At 61.1% G+C, this 18,033-nt stretch carries 16 protein-coding genes and 1 pseudogene; 7 read left to right on the forward strand and 10 right to left on the reverse strand.

Going from position 1 to position 18,033, the window contains the following annotated elements:
- Nucleotides 1-81: 81 nt before the first annotated feature.
- The 3 genes from SJQ66_RS19715 to hemL are packed head-to-tail and all read right to left on the reverse strand — an operon-like array spanning nt 82 to nt 3,341.
- Complete coding sequence (locus SJQ66_RS19715; RefSeq protein ID WP_024902047.1) at nt 82-729, reverse strand: riboflavin synthase; 648 nt, start codon at nt 727-729, stop codon at nt 82-84.
- Between the two features lie 42 nt (nt 730-771).
- On the reverse strand, nt 772-2,043 hold the full coding sequence (gene ribD, locus SJQ66_RS19720) for a bifunctional diaminohydroxyphosphoribosylaminopyrimidine deaminase/5-amino-6-(5-phosphoribosylamino)uracil reductase RibD (RefSeq protein WP_024902048.1): 1,272 nt from the start codon (nt 2,041-2,043) through the stop codon (nt 772-774).
- Nucleotides 2,043-3,341, reverse strand: coding sequence for a glutamate-1-semialdehyde 2,1-aminomutase (gene hemL, locus SJQ66_RS19725; protein ID WP_320535214.1), 1,299 nt, complete (start codon nt 3,339-3,341; stop codon nt 2,043-2,045). Before hemL ends, ribD begins: the two co-directional genes overlap by 1 nt.
- 467 nt (nt 3,342-3,808) lie before the next feature.
- On the opposite strand from hemL, the gene SJQ66_RS19730 reads away from it, so the two are divergent.
- The 4 genes and pseudogenes from SJQ66_RS19730 to glk form a co-directional block, all read left to right on the forward strand.
- Entirely contained in the window at nt 3,809-5,095 is a 1,287-nt protein-coding gene (locus SJQ66_RS19730; RefSeq protein ID WP_407691563.1) for a Bcr/CflA family multidrug efflux MFS transporter, read from the forward strand.
- Between the two features lie 105 nt (nt 5,096-5,200).
- Entirely contained in the window at nt 5,201-6,739 is a 1,539-nt protein-coding gene (gene zwf, locus SJQ66_RS19735; protein WP_320535216.1) for a glucose-6-phosphate dehydrogenase, read from the forward strand.
- 48 nt (nt 6,740-6,787) lie between these two features.
- Nucleotides 6,788-7,474, forward strand: a complete 687-nt coding sequence (pgl, locus tag SJQ66_RS19740) for a 6-phosphogluconolactonase (RefSeq protein WP_024902052.1) — start codon at nt 6,788-6,790, stop codon at nt 7,472-7,474.
- Nucleotides 7,455-8,528: pseudogene (gene glk / locus SJQ66_RS19745) on the forward strand (glucokinase); the annotation flags it as partial. The gene pgl and the pseudogene glk, both read left to right, overlap by 20 nt.
- A gap of 127 nt (nt 8,529-8,655) precedes the next feature.
- On the opposite strand, the gene SJQ66_RS19750 reads toward glk, so the two are convergent.
- The 5 genes from SJQ66_RS19750 to SJQ66_RS19770 form a co-directional block, all read right to left on the reverse strand.
- Nucleotides 8,656-9,423, reverse strand: coding sequence for an ABC transporter ATP-binding protein (locus tag SJQ66_RS19750; RefSeq protein WP_024902054.1), 768 nt, complete (start codon nt 9,421-9,423; stop codon nt 8,656-8,658).
- A 45-nt stretch (nt 9,424-9,468) separates the two neighbouring features.
- Nucleotides 9,469-10,182, reverse strand: a complete 714-nt coding sequence (locus SJQ66_RS19755; RefSeq protein ID WP_024902055.1) for an ABC transporter permease — start codon at nt 10,180-10,182, stop codon at nt 9,469-9,471.
- Nucleotides 10,179-10,868 carry an ABC transporter permease gene (locus SJQ66_RS19760; RefSeq protein WP_024902056.1) on the reverse strand — a complete coding sequence of 230 codons (690 nt, stop codon included), beginning with the start codon at nt 10,866-10,868 and terminating at the stop codon, nt 10,179-10,181. The genes SJQ66_RS19755 and SJQ66_RS19760 overlap by 4 nt, the downstream gene beginning before the upstream one ends.
- 189 nt (nt 10,869-11,057) lie before the next feature.
- Complete coding sequence (locus SJQ66_RS19765; RefSeq protein WP_024902057.1) at nt 11,058-11,831, reverse strand: ABC transporter substrate-binding protein; 774 nt, start codon at nt 11,829-11,831, stop codon at nt 11,058-11,060.
- A 481-nt stretch (nt 11,832-12,312) separates the two neighbouring features.
- Nucleotides 12,313-12,984: a Spy/CpxP family protein refolding chaperone gene (locus tag SJQ66_RS19770; RefSeq protein ID WP_320535217.1), complete on the reverse strand. Its 672-nt coding sequence runs from the start codon at nt 12,982-12,984 to the stop codon at nt 12,313-12,315.
- Between the two features lie 251 nt (nt 12,985-13,235).
- Between SJQ66_RS19770 and SJQ66_RS19775 the strand changes: the two genes are divergently transcribed.
- Together SJQ66_RS19775 and SJQ66_RS19780 are read left to right on the forward strand one after the other, a co-directional pair.
- Nucleotides 13,236-13,976, forward strand: coding sequence for a response regulator (locus SJQ66_RS19775; RefSeq protein WP_024902059.1), 741 nt, complete (start codon nt 13,236-13,238; stop codon nt 13,974-13,976).
- Between the two features lie 212 nt (nt 13,977-14,188).
- On the forward strand, nt 14,189-15,607 hold the full coding sequence (locus SJQ66_RS19780; protein WP_024902060.1) for an ATP-binding protein: 1,419 nt from the start codon (nt 14,189-14,191) through the stop codon (nt 15,605-15,607).
- Nucleotides 15,608-15,655: 48 nt separating this feature from the next.
- Here SJQ66_RS19780 and SJQ66_RS19785 read toward each other — a convergent pair whose 3' ends face one another.
- On the reverse strand, nt 15,656-15,922 hold the full coding sequence (locus tag SJQ66_RS19785; protein ID WP_024902061.1) for a hypothetical protein: 267 nt from the start codon (nt 15,920-15,922) through the stop codon (nt 15,656-15,658).
- Nucleotides 15,923-16,542: 620 nt separating this feature from the next.
- Entirely contained in the window at nt 16,543-17,649 is a 1,107-nt protein-coding gene (locus tag SJQ66_RS19790) for a sigma-54 interaction domain-containing protein (RefSeq protein ID WP_051504205.1), read from the reverse strand.
- Nucleotides 17,650-17,651: 2 nt separating this feature from the next.
- Between SJQ66_RS19790 and SJQ66_RS19795 the strand changes: the two genes are divergently transcribed.
- Entirely contained in the window at nt 17,652-17,906 is a 255-nt protein-coding gene (locus SJQ66_RS19795) for a hypothetical protein (RefSeq protein WP_046152735.1), read from the forward strand.
- Nucleotides 17,907-18,033 lie beyond the last annotated feature (127 nt).

An 18,033-nucleotide genomic window follows, 5' to 3' on the forward strand; every position in this document is an offset into this window, starting at 1 on the left:
CGCGCGGGACGGCCGTCTGGAAAAACAGGTATTTTACGCGAACATCGCGCGGCCGCGGCCGATAATGCGCGTAGGGCGGAATTACTGTTGCGCCGGGGGCGCCGACATCATGCGCTCGACGTAGCGGGCGATCAGGTCGATCTCCAGATTGACCCGCGAACCGGGGCGCAACGCGTTCAACGTCGTGACCTCGATCGTATGCGGGATGAGATTGATGGCGAACAGGCAGGCCTGCCCGTTGCGAACCGTATCGTCCACGCGATTCACCGTCAAGCTGACGCCATTCACGGTAACCGAGCCCTTGTAAGCGAGATACCGCCCGATATCACGCGACGCTATGATTTCCAAAAGGTGCGATTCGCCTACGGGTTCGAAGCGGTGTACTTCGCCGAGCCCGTCGACATGGCCGCTTACCAGGTGACCGCCCAGCCGATCGTTCGCCCGCAAAGCCTTCTCCAGGTTCACCGGGCCTGGGCGATCCAGGCCGGCGGTCAGGCGCAGACTTTCGTGCGAGACATCCACATCGAACCAGTTCTCCAACGTGTCGATGGCGACGGCGGTCATGCAGGCACCCTGAATCGCGATGCTGTCACCCAGCAACACGTCGTCCAATGGCAGGCTACCGGCATCCACGCGTAGCCGTACACCCGCTTCGCCAACATCACCGGACTTGGCAAGGGGGGTGACCTTCCGGATGCTGCCGACTGCCGCGACTATCCCTGTAAACATCGTGTTATCCGTCCTTTTCTGGTGCCGGCGTGCCGGCCTTGATCATGTTGCGTCGCGTGTCTCGGCGTTCGTCTCGTTGCCACCGACGGCCCGCGCCAGGATGCGGATGTCATCGCCAATCCGCTCCACGCTATCGAAGACGAGTTGCCGCCGATCGATCAGACGCCCCGCCGCAGGCATATCGAACAGTCCGAAGCCGCGGCCGAGCAAGCTAGGGGCAAGGTAGATCAGCCATTCGTCGACGCAGCCCTCGCGGATCAGCGAACCGCTCAGCTTGGTGCCCGCCTCGACGTGCAGTTCATTGATGCCGCGATCGCCGAGCAGACGCATCAGCCCCGGCAGATCGACTTTTCCCGCTTCGTTCGGCAAGGCAACCAGCTCCGCGCCGCGCGCCTGCAATGCTTCCGCGCGGGCAAGGAACGCGTCCCGCGACGGGTCGATGGTTGCAAGGTGATGCGGATGCGGGTCGTGCACGTCACCGCTCTGCCGGTTGTCCATCAAGACGGCTTTTGCCGCCGCCAGCGCCACTTCGGCCGGGTCGTCCGGGTTTGCCGCGGCGGGAGGCCCCGCATGAACGATCAGCGGCGGGGCACCATCGAGCAAACGCGCCGTGGGCGGCACGGTCAGGCGGCTGTCCACCAATACACGCAACGGTTGACGCGGCGTTTCCACGCCGCGCACGGTCAACTGCGGATCGTCCTGGCGCGCGGTACCGGCACCGGTGAGGATCGCGCACGCGCGGGCGCGCCAGCGATGCCCATCCTGACGGGCCGCTTCGCCGGTGATCCATTGGCTTTCGCCCGAAGGCAAGGCCGTGAAACCGTCCAGCGATGCCGCCGCTTTCAGCCGCACCCAGGGACGGCGCCGCGTCATCCGCGAGATGAAACCGATGTTCATTTCCGCTGCTGCCTTTTCCAGCAGTCCGCAGCGCACGTCGATGCCTGCTTGACGCAGAATGGCCAGCCCCCGTCCCGAGACCGCCGGGTTCGGATCCTCCATCGCCGCGATGACCCGCGCGACGCCGGCCTCTACCAAGGTGCGCGCGCACGGCGGGGTACGGCCGAAATGGCTGCATGGTTCCAGCGTGACATAAGCCGTCGCGCCCTCCGGCGAGATGCCACGGCTGCGCGCATCCTTCAGTGCCTGCACTTCCGCGTGATCCTGTCCCGCAGGCTGGGTGAATCCCTCGCCGATGATGTTGCCGTCCTTGATCAGCACACAACCCACGCGCGGATTCGGCGTGGTCGTGTACATGCCGCGCTCCGCCAGGGCCAGCGCACGCTGCATATAGGCGAAATCGGCATTCGAGAACATCAGGCACCCAGGTCGAGTTGTGCAACATGCGCAAAGGCGTCGCGCGCGGCAACGACGGTGGCGTCCAGCACCGCATCGTCGTGCGTGCTGGATACGAATCCGGCCTCGAACGCCGAAGGCGCAAAGTAGACCCCGGCGTCGAGCATCTTGTGGAAGAACGCATTAAAGCGAGGAATGCTGCCACGCTGCACATCACTGAAGCGCTCGGGGGCCTTGTCGGCAAAGTACAGGCCGAACATGCCACCCACCGTCGCCGCGCTGAAGGTCACGCCGGCCGCCGTCGCCGCCTGCGTCAGGCCTTGTGCCAGGCGTGCCGTTCGCGCGCCCAGTGCATCAAAAAAGCCTGGAGCGGAGATCAGCTTCAGCGTTGCCAGGCCGGCGGCCACCGCCACGGGGTTGCCGGAAAGCGTGCCTGCTTGATAGACCGGGCCGAGCGGCGAGATCTTGGCCATGATGTCCCGGCGACCGCCGAATGCCGCTGCCGGCATGCCGCCGCCGATGACCTTGCCGAGACAGGTCAGGTCCGGCGTGGTGCCATACAACGCCTGTGCACCGCCCAACGCCACGCGGAATCCCGACATCACTTCATCGAAAATCAGGACGCTGCCGTGCCGCGTGCACAGTGTCCGAAGCGCATTCAGGAAGGCGGCGCTGCCAGGCACCAGGTTCATGTTGCCCGCCACCGGTTCGACGATGACCGCGGCGATGTCGTCGCCGAACGCGCGGAAGGCTTCCTCGATCTGCTCGACATTGTTGTATTCGAGAACCATCGTATGTCGGGCGGTGTCGGCGGGCACGCCGGCCGACGTCGGATTACCGAACGTCAGCAGGCCCGAGCCGGCCTTGACCAGCAGACTATCGGCATGGCCGTGATAGCAGCCCTCGAACTTGACAATCCGTTCCCGCCCGGTGAAACCACGGGCGAGGCGCAGCGCGCTCATGGTTGCCTCGGTGCCGGAGGACACCATCCGAACCTGTTCGATCGACGGCACCAACGCCCGGATCATCTCCGCGATGTCGATCTCGGCCTCGGTCGGCGCGCCGAAGCTGAACCCATCCCCCAGCACGCGCTGAACCGCGGCGAGTACGTCCGGATGCGTATGCCCGACGATCATCGGCCCCCATGAACCGATGTAATCGATATAACGCTTGTCGTCGGCATCCCAGATATAGGGGCCTTGCGCGCGCTTGACGAAGCGCGGTGTGCCGCCGACGGAGCCGAACGCGCGAACCGGTGAATTGACGCCGCCCGGAATGCTGTCGAGGGCGCGATTGAAGAGAACCTGGTTCTGGGACATGGTGAACGCGAAAAGAAAAGCGGAGGAGCAATGCCGTACGCACAAGGCGGACGGGGCTGCCGACCTAGTTCGTCGGCCCTGGGGGCCGGCGCGTAGGGTATGCCAGTGTATCCGCGGAATTGTACCGCACGCCCCGCGCCGCCGCCGCTTGCCCCTGCGCCTTTCGCGGTCCGCCATCAAAGGACGGCGCGGTGCGGCAATCCGTAGCGCGACGTGGTGTCACAGTTGCGCGCGTGCCATGACGTTTCCGGGCACACCGGCTTATATCGCCGGAAGGGCTGCTTTATAATCAGACGCTTCGCGCCTCATGCTGGCGCTGCGTGTCCATCCGCATCGATTCCACGTTGCCTTGTACTGGTTCCGTCTGCCGGCGTCGTGAGTCGACGGCGGCAGCGTACCTTGCCTGCACGCTGGCGCCGCCGAGCGATTTGACCGGCAGCACCGCGGCCAGACTCCTTCCCGACACCATGTCCACGTTTGTTTCCCCGGCGGCACGCAGTGCGCGCCGCTTGCTTTTACTGCTAGGCGCGCTTGCCGCCGTTGGCCCGCTCGGGGTGGACATGTATCTGCCCGGCCTGCCTGACATGGCCCGCAGTTTCGATGTCGCGCGCGCCTATGTGCAATTGACGCTGACAACCTTTCTTGCCGGTTTCTCGGTCGGCATGCTGCTGTACGGCCCGCTGTCCGACGCTTATGGTCGACGTCTAATTCTGATGATCGGCATCTTGCTGTATACGGTTGCCACACTGGCCTGCCTGCTCGCGCCCACGGTGACGTCCCTCGCGACGTTCCGATTCTTCGAGGCGCTGGGTGCCGGTGCGGCGGCGGTGCTCGCGCGCGCGATCACGCGTGATTCCCACGCTCCTTCGGAAGCGGCGAAAGTGTTGTCGTTCCTGCAGATTGTCACCTCCGTCGGCCCATTGACGGCCCCGTTGGTCGGTGGGCAATTACTGCACGCGGGTGGCTGGCGGGCGGTGTTCGCGGCGCTGCTTCTCTACGGGATTATCTGCAGCGTTCTGGTCTGGACCCGCGTGCCGGAGACCTGGCCTGCGGAAAAGCGTGCGAAGTCGGCATTACGGCAGTCGTTTCGCGCCTATGGCCATTTGTTGACCGACAAGACCGCGCTGGCGCATCTGTTGTGTGGCGGCATGTCATACGCGGCGATGTTCTGCTATATCGCGGGCACCCCTTTTGTCTACATCTCGTATTACCACGTCGCCCCGGAGCATTATGGATTTTTCTTCGCCGCGAACATCGTGGGCCTGGTAGGCGGCAATGTCCTGAACGCCAAACTTGTATCGAAATTGGGCACGATGCGGATGATATCGTGGGCTTCGGGCGTATCGATCGCGGCGGCGCTCATCACCGGCTTTGTTTGTGTGACAGGTATCGGTGGCTTGCCGCTGCTGGCTGCGGCGTTGTTTTTCGTTGTATCCACCACCGGCGTGCTGGGCGCCAACTGCGTGACGGATTTGATGCAGCGCTACCCGAACAATGCCGGTGCCGCCGCCGCATTGTTCGGTGCGGTCCAATTCGGCTTGGGTGCCGGCGCGGGCGGATTGCTTGGTGTGCTGTCCACCGGTACGCCGCTCGCCCTGGGCGTCTTGATTGTCGTGTGCGGCGTCTGCGCGTTCATCGGCCGTACCGTGTTGTTGCGATTGCACCGCGCGTCCGTGCGGCGAGCCGTGACGCAGGCGCCAGCCTCGGTCGTATTGCATGATCAGGCGTCACGTCCGTCGCGCGTACGGGACTGAGCCACTCGCCGCCGGGCAGGGTAGTCAGCCAATATCGCCTTTTATGGGTAAACTGCTGTCAGAGCGATCCGACGCATCATCCCAACCTAGAAGGGCGACGTAGTTATGCAGAGCGACACGACGACAGAACGCAAGACATTTGGCGCGCATGTTTCGGCAACGCCCAATGCACAGGCTGCGGCAAGTGACGAGAACGGGTTTACGTTCGTCCTGTTTGGCGGCACCGGCGACTTGGCGCACCGAAAGATCCTGCCGGCGCTGTATCAAGCGCATCGCGACAAATTGGTCGATCCCGCCGGCAAGATCGTCGCCGTGGCACGCAAGTCCCCGGATCGTGACGGTTATCTAAAGTGGGTCGAGGAAAATGTCAAACCGCGTCTCGTCAAGAGTAAGGAATACGACGACGCGGTATGGAAGGGTTTTCTCGAGCGCATCGAATACGTCAAGCTGGACGCGGCAAAGGATGATTTTGCCAAGCTCACCGAGGCACTATCCGGTTTTGGTGGCACTCGTGTCTTTTACCTCGCGACGGTGCCGTCGCTATTCGTGCCGATCTGCCAGGCGCTGGCGGGGCAGCAATTGAATGAAGGCGCGCGCATCGTGCTGGAAAAGCCACTTGGCTATGACCTCGAGTCGTCCAAGGCGATCAACGATGCGGTGGGCGAAATATTCCAGGAAGAACAGATTTATCGAATCGACCATTACCTCGGCAAGGAGCCAGTGCAGAACCTGTTGGCGCTGCGCTTCGGCAATATTCTGTTCGAGCCGCTGTGGCGTCGTGAGTTCATCCAGAGTATCCAGATCACCATCGCTGAGGAATTAGGCGTTGAAACCCGCGGCGACTTCTACGATGGCGTGGGCGCGTTGCGCGACATGGTGCAGAACCACTTGCTGCAATTGCTCGCCATCGTGGCGATGGAACCGCCGCATGCGTTGGATACCGACAGCGTGCGCGACGAGAAATTGCGTGTCCTGCGCGCGTTGAAGCAGTTGTCGCCCACCGACGTGTCCAAGGTGGCCGTGCGGGGTCAGTACCTGAAGGGCGTTACCCGCGGCGAGAGCGTTCCCGGTTATCTGGAAGAAGAGGGTGTCAACGAAGAGAGCCTGACCGAGACCTTTGTTGCACTGAAGGTCGAAATCGAGAACTGGCGCTGGGCCGGTGTACCCTTCTATCTGCGGACCGGCAAGCGGCTTGCCGATCGAACGGCCGAGATCGTTGTCAACTTCCGGCAGGTGCCCCATTCGGCGCTGCCGGGTTCGAGCGTATCGAATGCGCCGCCGAATCGTCTGGTGATCCGCCTGCAACCGCACGAGACGATCCGTCTCTACTGCCAATCGAAGCAGCCGGGCGATGGTATGCAGTTACAGAGTGTCTACATGGACCTGGACTTCAATGATTTCTTCCGGGGCCAGCAAATGGAGGCATATGAACGCCTGCTGCTCGACGTGATTCACGGACGTCTTGCGCTGTTCGTCCGTCGTGACGAGCAGGAGGCCGCATGGAAGTACGTGATGCCGATCCTCGATGAATGGTCGAAGCCGGGCCGCAAACCGAAGGGCTATGCCGCTGGCTCGTGGGGTCCGCCGGCCGCCAGTGCGATGCTCGCCCACGACGGTACCTATTGGCTTGAAGAAGAAAATTGAGCGTCCGACGACGTATGTAAAGACGGCATTGAAAAGGAGATTACGTCGATGCTCTATTTGAATACCTTTGCCGACGGCGATGCCCAGGCCGAGGCGCTATCGGCCGCTGTGGCCGAGGCATTGCGTCATGTCCTGGCGCAGCGCGGGGCCAAGGGCCGCGCGACGCTGGCGGTGTCTGGCGGCAAAAGCCCTGCGCGATTTTTTGCGCATCTCGCAAAGACGCCGCTGGCATGGGCGCAAATCGATATCACGCTGGTGGACGATCGTTGGGTGCCCCCGCATGACGAGGCCAGCAATGCCGGACTGTTGCGTGACACGCTGTTGCGCGATGCGGCTGCGGCGGCACGGTTCTGGCCGATCGTCGACACGGCGCGGACGCCCCAGGCGGTGCTTGAATTACTGAACGGGCCGGGTGGTGTCGCCGGGCCGGATGTCGTGATTCTCGGAATGGGCGAGGATGGTCATACCGCATCGCTGTTTGCCGACGCGCCGCAATGGGCTTATGCGACGACCACGCTCGATCGCTACGTCTACACTGAGCCGGCGACCGCGCCACATGCCCGTATCGGCTTGTCGCTGAATGCGCTGCGCCGCGCGCCGGTAACGTTTCTACAGATAAGTGGTGAAAAAAAGCGCGCGGTGCTGGAAGCCGCCGCCGCAATGCCGCAACGCACCGCGATTTCGCGGCTCGCCAACGATGGGGGAGTGAAGCTCGATGCCTATTGGTACGCCTGAAAACAAACAGGCCAGTGCGCCCACCGCTCAAGCAGGCGCTGTAATCGATATCACATCCGGTGCTTTGCACGCGGATGGTCTTCGTCTGCTCGCCGATATCGGCGGCACGAATGCACGTTTTGCGCTCGAGTGCGGACCGGGCCGGATCGGCAAGATCCACACTTACCCGTGTGCGAACTATCCGGGTATCGCCGACGCGGTCAACGCTTTTTTTGATGATGCGGCGGATGATCTGAAGCAATACGGACCGGCGCGTCACGCCGCCATCGCGATCGCCAATCCGATCGATGGTGACGAAGTGACCATGACGAATCACGACTGGCGGTTTTCGATCGAGGCCACACGCAAGGTCCTGGGCCTGGAAACATTGAAGGTCGTCAATGATTTCGCCGCGCTGGCGCAAGCGGTTCCGGCGCTACGCAAGGATCAGGTGCGCCAGGTCGGCACCGGCACCGTGCACCCGACGTCGGTCGGCGCGGTGGGAGAAGTGCGTGGCGTACTGGGCGCCGGCACCGGCCTGGGGGTCGCGGGGTTGGTCTATGTGGATGGCCGCTGGACGCCGATCGCCAGCGAAGGGGGACACGCGAGTTTCGCGCCGCTCGATGCGCGCGAGGACCATATTCTCGCGTTTGCGCGGGAGAAGTGGGGACACGTGTCGTTCGAACGGGTGGCGTCGGGACCGGGTATCGAATTGATTTATAGCGCGCTGGCAGCGAGGGCCGGCCAGACTGTCGACGCCGTGGACAGCGCCACGATCGTCGAACGGGCGAAGCAGGGAGATCCGTTGGCGAATGAAACGGTCGATGTATTCTGTGGCGTGCTAGGCAGTTTCGCGGGTAATGTCGCCATTACATTTGGTGCGCAGGGGGGGATCTACCTCGGCGGTGGCGTGGTGCCGAAGCTGGGCGAGCGATTCTACACGTCACCGTTTCGGGAACGCTTTGAGCAGAAGGGGCGATTTGTACGATACCTCTCGATTATTCCGACGTATGTGATCACCGCCGAGAATCCGGCTTTTATCGGCGCATCGGAAATCTTGACGGCGACCCTTGCGCAGTAAGCGATACGCGTCATAAGACTTATTGAGAATCGGGTATTGAACCAGATCTCGGCATTCGGGCACATATCCGAATGTCGAGGCTTTTCCCATGCTTGGTCGTCTTCCGGCGCTTGCCGGCAGCTTATTTTGCGTTGCCTGACAGGAATTGCTTGAGTCGCTCACTGCGGGGCTGTGTGAAGACTTCGTGGGGTACGCCTGCTTCCTCGATTTTTCCCTGGTGCAGGAATACGACCTGATTCGCGACATTCCGGGCGAAGCTCATCTCGTGGGTCACGACGATCATGGTCCGGCCTTCCTCGGCCAGCGTCTGCATGACCTTCAACACTTCGCCCACCAACTCCGGGTCCAGCGCCGACGTGGGTTCGTCGAACAGCATGATTTCCGGGTCCATGGCCAGCGCGCGGGCGATAGCCACCCGTTGCTGTTGACCGCCGGACATATGCGCCGGGTATTTCTTTTCCACCTGCGGTCCCAGGCCAACTTTTTCCAGATAGGTGCGCGCCCGTTCGACGGCGTCTTTTTTTGACATCCCGAGTACGTGCATCGGCGCTTCAATGATGTTTTCGAGCACGGTCATATGGGACCACAGATTGAAGTGCTGGAACACCATGGCGAGCCGGCTGCGGACGCGTTGCAACTGGCGCGGATCGACCACGCGCAATGCGCCGTCTCTCGCCGGCGCCGTCCGCACTTCCTCGCCGTCGAGCAGGATGCGGCCACTGCTTGGTCGCTCGAGAAAGTTGATGCAGCGCAGGAAGGTGCTTTTGCCTGAGCCACTCGATCCGATGATGCTGGTGACGTCGCCGGCACGCAGGCGCAGGGATACGCCCTTGAGCACTTCGTGTTCGCCATAGCTTTTATGGATATCGTCAGCAATCAGTTTGAACATGGCGGCGGGTTCGGATGCGGCGGTAAGAGTCACGATTGAGGCAGGTCAGTGGGACGGCGTGGCGAGGTAAGCAAGCCAGCGGCGTTCCGCGCGGCGGAACAGATAAACGAGTGCGAAAGAAATCGCCATGTAAAGCAGTGCGGCGATCGTGAACGATTGCAGTGTCAGGTAAGTAGCGGCGTTGGCATCTCGCGCGACTTTCAAGATATCTGGAACAGTCGCGGTGAAGGCCACGGTGGTCGCGTGCAGCATCAGGATCACTTCGTTGCTGTAGTAAGGCAACGCACGTCGTAATGCCGATGGCAGGATCACGCGGCGGTACAGCGTGAACGAAGACATGCCATATGCACGCGCGGCCTCGATTTCACCATACGGAGTGGCCTTGATCGCACCGGCGAAGATTTCGGTCGTGTAGGCGCATGTGTTCAACGTAAATGCCAGTAACGTGCAGTGCATGCCGTTACGGAAAAACGCGTTCAACATTTCATGGTCACGCACGACCTGGAGTCCGTACAAGCCCGTGTAGATGATCAGGAGTTGCACATACAATGGCGTGCCGCGAAATACATAGGTGTAGCACCAGACCGGCAGGCGCAGCCACCATCGCGGCGACACACGCGCGATGGCCAATGGCAGCGACAGACAGAAGCCCACGGCAATCGAAAATACCAGAAGCCAAAGCGTGATCACCAGCCCGCTGTAGTGGTAGCCGTCGGTGAACAGAAACTGCCGCCAGTAGTCGTGAATCAGATCGATCATAGCTCCGCCTTCCGCACGCCGACGTTGTAGCGGCGTTCCAGCGCGTGCAGGACCACATTCGATGCCGTGGTGATGAGCAGGTAGAGTATCGCCGCCACGATCGTGAACAGGAAATAGCGCATGCTGCCTTTGCCGGCGTCCTGCGTGGCCTTGACGATATCGGACAAACCGATGATCGACACCAGCGCGGTCGCCTTGACGACCACTTGCCAGTTGTTGCCGATGCCAGGCAACGCATGCCGCATCATCTGCGGGAACAATATTCGGCGGAATGCCTGGAACGGTCGCATGCCGTAGGCCGATGCCGCTTCGAGTTGTCCGTGCGGGACGGCCAGAAAGGCGCCGCGAAACGTCTCGGTGAAATAGGCACCGTAGATGAAGCCGATGGTCAGCACGCCAGCGACGAATGGATCGATGTCGACCTGATTGAGGTCGAGTGCATCGGTCAGCATGTTCATCCAGATCTGGATGCCATAGAAGATCAACAGCATCAGTACCAGATCTGGCACGCTGCGGATCAAGGTCGTATAAACGGTCGCGCACCAGCGCGGTACCGGGTGCCGGGCGAGCTTGCACCATGCGCCGATGAGGCCGATCAGCACCGAAACGACGACCGATAACACCGCGAGCTGCACTGTTTGCCAGGCGCCCTCGAGAATTACCGGCCCATAGCCGTAGAGAAACATAAAGTGGGGGTCCATCGGTCGATCACCCTGTCCCGGATGACCGACACCGCCCTCCCGCGACGAATCGCAAGGCGGCCGTGTGTCTGTATGACGCGGGTCGATTGCGCGGGCCGACAGAGACGGACCCGGTTGTCCGCGCCGATTGGCCGGTTGACTGTCGTCTCGGACGACAGGGCACCGGCTTGGGTTTTATTTCTTATAGATCGAGAAGTCGAAGTACTTCTTTTGCAGCGTATCGAATTCACCGTCCTTGTGGATCGCGGCAATCGCCGTATTGAACTTGGCGATCAGGTCCTTGTCTTCCTTGCGCAGGCCCACGCCGGTACCGGCACCGATCGTTTCCGCGTCCTCCACTTCCGGACCCGCGAAGGCGAAGCCCTGACCGTTCGGCGTCTTCAGGAATCCAACATCCGCCTGCACTTCATCCTGCAACGCGGCGTCCAGGCGGCCCGATTTCAAATCGGCATAGACCTGATCCTGGTTCTGATATGACGTCACCGTCACGCCCTTCGGTTGCCAGAACTTCTTGGCATAGGCTTCCTGCGTCGTGCCTTGCTCCACGCCCACGGTCTTGCCTTTCAGCGATTCGGGCGTCGGTTTCAGCGACGAACCAGCCTTGGCCACCATGCGCGCTGGCGCATCGAACAGTTTTGCCGAGAAAGCGATGGCTTTCTCGCGCTCCGCGGTGATCGACAGTGATGAAATGATCGCATCGATCTTGCGTGCGCGCAGTGCCGGGATCAGGCCGTCAAAGTCCGTCGGAACCCATTCGCATTTGGTTTGCATCTTTGCGCAAAGCGCATTGCCCAGATCCACATCGAAACCGACGATCTTGCCGTCCGGGGCCTTTGACTCAAAAGGCGCGTAGGTCGGGTCAACCCCGATACGCACCGTCTTCCATTCCTTCGCGCTTGCGCCGGTGGCAATCAATGCCAGTGCAAAACACAATGCCAATTTCTTCATGAAATTCCTCAAAAACGTATGACGTGTCGCCTTGCAGGCCAAGCGTATTTTAGGCAAACAAAAATGACCTGCGCGTTTGAACCGCGATAGCGGGCGCATTTTACCGCGAGTCGTCGTCGTGCTATCGAAGTGATTGCTGGTTTTTAGGCAAACACTTAGACCTCGTCCTCTAATTAACGGCATATCCAATTAAGCATTCAGCGTGCTTTATTGCAATATCAAGGGGAAACGGGTAATGGAAATGACGAAATGGGGAAAAACGATTCATCGTCAGAGGGACATGGTGGAAGGTAAGTGAAGAACACTGACCCTGTGCACCATGAAAAACACCCCAACGCTGGACAGACGTCCAACGTTGGGGTGCGATTTTGAAAAAGATATCAGTTTTCCGATAGGCCAAGCGCCCCACCGGCCGCCTGGCGCGCAGGCTTGATGTCTTACCCGCGCATGGCGCGGAGCCTGCGCTGCGCGGAGACGGTTATCAGCTGGCCGGTGCTTCTGTGGTGTGCGCATCCGGCGGTGCGTCACGTGGCGGCGGCGCATCGCCCTTCCGATCGCCCATGGGCGGTGGACGGCGCCCGTGCTCCATCATGCGTTTCCATGATTGCTTGATGCTGTCGCTGACGAGCTTTTTCTGTTGATCGTCCAACGTGTTATAGAAATCGACGAACGCCTTCTCCGTGCCATTGCGCAGCTCGAGGTCGTTTGATTCCAATTGCTGTCGCTGTGCCTGCAGCGCGCCGAGGTCGAGGATTGGTTGCTGCGACGCCTCGCGCAACTGTTTCTGCACGATTTCATGCTGCGTGCGGACCGCGTCGAAGTTCTGGCGGCTCGTGGTCTGCGCATTTTGCCACGCGGCTTCCTGCGTCGCATTCAGGTGCAGACTGGCGTGCAGCCGGTCCATCATATGTGCGAAAGCGGGGCCCCCGGGACCACCAGGACCACCAGGACCTCGGGGCGGCCCGTGACGGTCGCCGCGTGGGCCGTGCGGGCCGTTATGCATGCCTGGTGGGTTCGAGGCAGGCGCGCCTGCGGCCGGCGTGGTGGCCGTCGGGGCGGAGTCCGCATCCTGGGCATGTGCCGCTTGCGCGCCCACGCCGAGTGTCAGCATGGCGGCGGCCACGGTGAAAGCCGTCCGGGTCTTCTTCAACATAGTCATTCTCCCTGTGTCTGCGGTGTGCCGTGGGGGCAATTCAAGGCGTTGGCGCCCCTCGTACTGGCAACAACCTGATGAAAGCGTAAGCGAAACGCCGCACCGAAGGTGTTACCGGGCTCCGAACAATTGGTGCAGAACGTTACTTCCGATTACGCGTCCGGGAGCTGCGTAATATGATGTAACCCATTTGTTGGTGCAGCAGTCCTGAATGAGTCGCCCTTGTGTGAAAGCCCCGATAAAATTCTGCCATGACTACGCAAATCCTGATCGTCGACGACGACCCCGAACTTCGCGACTTGCTGCGCGATTATCTCCAACGCCAGGGCATCGAGGTATCGGTGCTACACGATGGCGGTGGCCTTGAACGTCGGCTCGAACGCGAGCGGCCCGATTTGATCGTTCTCGATCTGATGATGCCGGGCGTGGACGGCTTGGCCGCGTTGCGGCAATTGAGAGGGTCGGGCGACGACATTCCCGTCATCATGCTGACAGCGCGAGCCGACGATGTCGATCGCATCGTGGGCCTCGAACTGGGCGCCGATGATTACATCGGGAAGCCCTTCAACCCGCGCGAGCTGCTCGCCCGCATCCAGGCAGTGCTCCGCCGCCGGCGCAACGTCCCCAGCGCCGCGCCAGAGCAACGCGCGCCCTATAATTTCGGTCGTTTCACGCTGGACTTCCAGGCGCGGACCTTGAGCCGCGACGGTCAGGTATTGCCATTGTCCGGTGGCGAATTTGCATTGCTCAAGGTGTTTGTCTCGCAACCGATGCGAACGCTCGCACGTGAACGCCTGCTTGAATTGCTGCATGGCCCCGAGTACGATGGCACCGATCGCGGGATCGATGTACAAGTCTGGCGTCTGCGGCGTATCCTGGAGCAAGATCCGTCTTTGCCGCGCTTTATCCAGACCGTGCGCGGCCGGGGCTACGTGTTCGTACCCGAAGGGGACCCGGATTCCGCGTCGCTTGCCCCGGAAGCCGCGCGTTGATGACAGATCGAGGCTAATCCGCTGTCATGAACAGCTCGTCTGATGGTTCCACATGCCGGGTGGCCCCCGCCGAAGGGAAAGGTCGGTCGTTTTTGCGCTTGAGGCGCCAGCCGCGAAGCCGCGCTACGGAGGAGGACGATCCTATCGCCACCGGCGCTACCGCTACGTCGGGAGCGCCTCTGGTGCGCCGGCGGGGTTCGAGACGAGCGCGCATGCGCCGAACTTTCGATTCCTTGTTCGTACGGCTGGCGGTGCTGGTGATCCTTGCCTTATTGTGCCCGCACCTGGCCTGGTATGCAGTGACGCGCGCCGAGCGAAGCGCATTACGTAGCAGTTATGCCGTGGAGGAAGCACGGTTTCTGATCGAGGCGGTCGAGCAGCACGAAGCACGCGGTTCGACTGAACCGCTGCCGTGGCGCTTACGCACGATACCGTTGAATTCGCCGCTGGTACCGCCAGAGGGGGACGACGATGACAATACACCCGTAGACCATTTTCGAGACCAGTTGCTGGCGCGCTTGCCGTCCGGCACGCAGGTACGCATCAGCGCCCCGACACTTGGAAAGGACGCGAAGCTATGGGTGTTATCGCCGGGGCAGCCGAGTTGGGTCGTCATGTCCGTGCGGCCGCCTCCGCCGCCACGCCCGAACGGTGACCGCCTTTTCATCTGGCTGGCGTCGAGCTTTTCCGCGGCCGTCCTGCTGGCGTTGTTTGCCGCATGGCGCCTGCAGGACCCCATTCGCAAGCTTGCCATCGCGGCGTCGCGTTTCGGTCAAGGTCGTGATGTTGCACCATTGAAGGAAGAGGGTCCCGCCGAGTTTCGCGTGCTGACGCGGCGCTTCAACCGCATGATCGCCGATATATCGCAGAACGAAACCGATCGCGGGATCATGCTGGCCGGTGTAGCGCATGATTTGAAAGCGCCGCTTGCACGCTTGCGGCTACGCGCCGAGATGGTCGACAACGATAAGCAGCGTGACGGGTTTGTGCGCGATGTCGATTCGCTCGCGCATATCGTCGACCAGTTTCTGGTGTTTGCCCATGACGGTGCTGACCAAAGTGCGCAACATCAAGTCGACGAATATTGCGAGCGCTTTGCCCGCAACTACCAATCCGCCTGGCCGCAACGCCCACCGCTCAAGCTGGTGCTGCAGGCCGGTGAAGGCTTTCAACTGAGTGTCGCCACGCTCGATCGTTTGCTGACCAATCTCGTTGATAATGCGTACAACTACGGCAAGCCGCCGGTGTGTATTACTACCGGCCGTTGCGGTACGGTGCCGACGCATCGATATGGTGATGCGGAACGTGACACGCAATGGTTTATTCGCGTGTGCGACGAAGGTGAGGGCATTCCCGATGCAGCGCTTGGTACCGCAAGTAGGCCGTTCGTGCGTCTCGATCCGGCGCGTGGCGGTACTGCCCATTGCGGGTTGGGGCTGGCGATTGTCGAGCGGCTTGCCAGCCGGGCGGGGGGGATCTGCCTGCTGTCGAATGGATTAGGCGCGACAGATGGCAATGCAGCGGACCCAGCCGGTACGGACACCAACGGCGGTGACGACGGCAAGGGGCTGCACGTCGAGCTGCGCTTCCCGATGCAACCGAATACGGACGTTCCTCGCAGCGCTGCCTAAACCGCACGCCATGCAAGCGACGGTGCTATTCAACCAATCAGGCGTCGTTCAGTGTGGAAACTGGGCACGTAGCGCGGTGCCAGCATCGCTGTCCACCGTATTGTAGGCGACGCCGGATGTCTCGAACACGTAGACAGTGGCATGCTTACCCAGGCGAGCGAGGATCGACTCGCGTAATTCCTCGGCATCGTCGATGGAATCCAGCATCCAGGTTGTGGAAGACAGTCGCGTTTGGTATGTGCCGTATTCGGCCATGATTGGATCGCACGCTTCCGCATTTTCATCGCGAAACACCACCACGTAGTTGCCTTTCATCTCAGATCTCCAGCTTGGACGAGTGACGATGATACATTGAGAACCTGCGTGGCCATCTCGTTCCCCCCTCTGCCGAACGGATATACCGGTTGGACGGATTGGTATTGCTCCGATCAGTTGCGGTGTTTGTTCGCTCTAGTGAGCGTGACGCCGGTAGACGTGGAGCAAAAACGGGTGAGTACGGATAGGACAAGTGCGCCGGGCCATCGCGGGCAACCTGTCGCTACAGCATCGCATCGATTTGCGTTAATCGCAATGATTTTCCATGGGGTAAGCCGTATCGGACAGGGAGAACCTTTTGGTCAGGGGTATCTCGTCCGCGTCAAGCGCGACCCCGCGCAGGCGGTTCGGCAATCTTTGTGGACCCGGGGTAAAACGTGACCCTCAGTTTTTATCAATCGCCGCGTCCCATGCCGGGCGATTCGGCCAACGTCTACGTGACCTTCCATTCACGCCATGGCAATAATTCGATGAAAGCGACGTGTCGCTCGCGATGCCGGAGCGGTCATAAAAAAGTAGGGCCGAGCGGTCGATGTATCGTCGCCGTCAAAGGCGCCACCGTAGGCGATCACACGTTCGCATGGCCTGCCGTCAAGCCATGCGTGGCTGAGCGTGCGTATTTACGAAGCCGGTTCGTCATTGTCAAGACCATCAGCCGTTTCTTCGTAGGTACCAAGGCGGTTGTACAGCGTCTTGAGGCTGACGCCAAGCGCCTTTGCCGCCTTGCGTTTGTCCCCGCCGCAGTGCCGCAGCGTCGCTAGGATAATCTGCCGTTGTGCGTCGGCCAGCGGTGTCCCTACCCAGATACTCATGCTGTCGCCCTGCGTAACGGCCTTGCGGTTACGGGTGTTCAGGTGAGGATGCGGCAGCTCGACAGTATTCTCCGCCAGGATGTACGCCCGGTAGATCGCATTCTTCAGTTCACGTACATTCCCGGGCCAGGAATAGCCACGCAGCGTTTCCAGTGCGGTTTTCGACAGCACCTTCTCAGTGCCATGCTGCGCGTTCAATTGCGCAAGAAAATGTTCGGCCAGCAACTCTCGGTCGCTGTCGCGCTCCCGCAATGGTGGCGCACGCAGTGGAAATACGGCCAGGCGATACATCAAGTCCTCGCGCAGTCCATTCTCCTTTACCGCCGTAGCAGGGTCGCGATTGGTCGCGGCGAGAATTCGGACATCGCTCGATACTTCCTCGCTGCCGCCCACGCGGAAGAATGTCCCGGTCTCTAATGCACGCAACAGTTTTACCTGCCGTACCGGCGCCATCTCGGTGACTTCATCAAGGAAAATAGTGCCCCCGCGGGCATGCTCGAAATAGCCGACCCGCGCCTGTGCCGCCCCGGTGAAACTGCCGCGCTCATGCCCGAACAGTTCCGCTTCGATCAGGTTATCCGGGATCGCACCGCAGTTGACCGCAATAAAGGGTGCATCGCGTCGAGCGCTAAAGTCGTGAATCGTCCGCGCGATCAATTCCTTGCCCGTACCGCTCTCACCGATGATCAACGCGGTGGCATCGGTCGCCGCGACACGGTCGATCTGTTCATACAACGACCGCATGGCGTCCGAGCCGCCGAACAAAGATCCGTATGACTTGATCGTCTGCTTGGTGCTGGTTCGCTTGCGAGCTGTTTCCGATTTGCGCGGCAGCGCCCCTGCGCCCTCCGCAGTTGCTGCAGAGGAGGCGATTGGGTTGGAAGCGGCGGCTTGCGCCGAATCTGATGACGCCATAAATGTCGATTTCCGTCAGCGATACAAAAACAGGCAAGGATCCGCACGTCGGGCGTTGCCATGCAACATTGCTGCGGCCGCGCGCAGTGGCGACCTATCTCGCGATCCTACCCGGCTTTCGCGCTTCATGCCGGATAGACAATGGCGCGGCGCTGCTGCCCATGCATCGGAGAGGCTGCCGCGGCGCGATGTTGATGGACCTCATCTTTCTTAAAGAGCGTATAAACGATTCTCACACCGTTACATTCCGCCGGTAAATATTACGATTTCTTGGTGTGCGTGATCGGTGCTGACGCAGGCCGCTATCGGTCTGCGAAATGTGCGTACTTGACATCGTAAGGTACGATGTAAACAACGAATGTTGATCATGGCGGTAAGACAGGC

It is taken from the genome of Robbsia andropogonis, from assembly GCF_034047095.1.
Classification (GTDB): domain Bacteria; phylum Pseudomonadota; class Gammaproteobacteria; order Burkholderiales; family Burkholderiaceae; genus Robbsia; species Robbsia andropogonis.

What these genes read in the sequence shown, in the direction of transcription:
- SJQ66_RS19730 (WP_407691563.1), top strand. Translation starts at nt 3,809, where the DNA reads ATGTCCACGTTTGTTTCCCCGGCGGCACGCAGTGCGCGCCGCTTGCTT.
- SJQ66_RS19780 (WP_024902060.1), top strand. Translation starts at nt 14,189, where the DNA reads ATGCGCCGAACTTTCGATTCCTTGTTCGTACGGCTGGCGGTGCTGGTG.
- zwf (WP_320535216.1), top strand. Translation starts at nt 5,201, where the DNA reads ATGCAGAGCGACACGACGACAGAACGCAAGACATTTGGCGCGCATGTT.
- SJQ66_RS19760 (WP_024902056.1), bottom strand. Translation starts at nt 10,868, where the DNA reads ATGTTTCTCTACGGCTATGGGCCGGTAATTCTCGAGGGCGCCTGGCAA.
- pgl (WP_024902052.1), top strand. Translation starts at nt 6,788, where the DNA reads ATGCTCTATTTGAATACCTTTGCCGACGGCGATGCCCAGGCCGAGGCG.
- hemL (WP_320535214.1), bottom strand. Translation starts at nt 3,341, where the DNA reads ATGTCCCAGAACCAGGTTCTCTTCAATCGCGCCCTCGACAGCATTCCG.
- SJQ66_RS19755 (WP_024902055.1), bottom strand. Translation starts at nt 10,182, where the DNA reads ATGATCGATCTGATTCACGACTACTGGCGGCAGTTTCTGTTCACCGAC.
- SJQ66_RS19770 (WP_320535217.1), bottom strand. Translation starts at nt 12,984, where the DNA reads ATGTTGAAGAAGACCCGGACGGCTTTCACCGTGGCCGCCGCCATGCTG.
- SJQ66_RS19775 (WP_024902059.1), top strand. Translation starts at nt 13,236, where the DNA reads ATGACTACGCAAATCCTGATCGTCGACGACGACCCCGAACTTCGCGAC.
- SJQ66_RS19750 (WP_024902054.1), bottom strand. Translation starts at nt 9,423, where the DNA reads ATGTTCAAACTGATTGCTGACGATATCCATAAAAGCTATGGCGAACAC.
- SJQ66_RS19790 (WP_051504205.1), bottom strand. Translation starts at nt 17,649, where the DNA reads ATGGCGTCATCAGATTCGGCGCAAGCCGCCGCTTCCAACCCAATCGCC.
- SJQ66_RS19785 (WP_024902061.1), bottom strand. Translation starts at nt 15,922, where the DNA reads ATGAAAGGCAACTACGTGGTGGTGTTTCGCGATGAAAATGCGGAAGCG.
- ribD (WP_024902048.1), bottom strand. Translation starts at nt 2,043, where the DNA reads ATGTTCTCGAATGCCGATTTCGCCTATATGCAGCGTGCGCTGGCCCTG.
- SJQ66_RS19765 (WP_024902057.1), bottom strand. Translation starts at nt 11,831, where the DNA reads ATGAAGAAATTGGCATTGTGTTTTGCACTGGCATTGATTGCCACCGGC.
- SJQ66_RS19715 (WP_024902047.1), bottom strand. Translation starts at nt 729, where the DNA reads ATGTTTACAGGGATAGTCGCGGCAGTCGGCAGCATCCGGAAGGTCACC.
- SJQ66_RS19795 (WP_046152735.1), top strand. Translation starts at nt 17,652, where the DNA reads ATGTCGATTTCCGTCAGCGATACAAAAACAGGCAAGGATCCGCACGTC.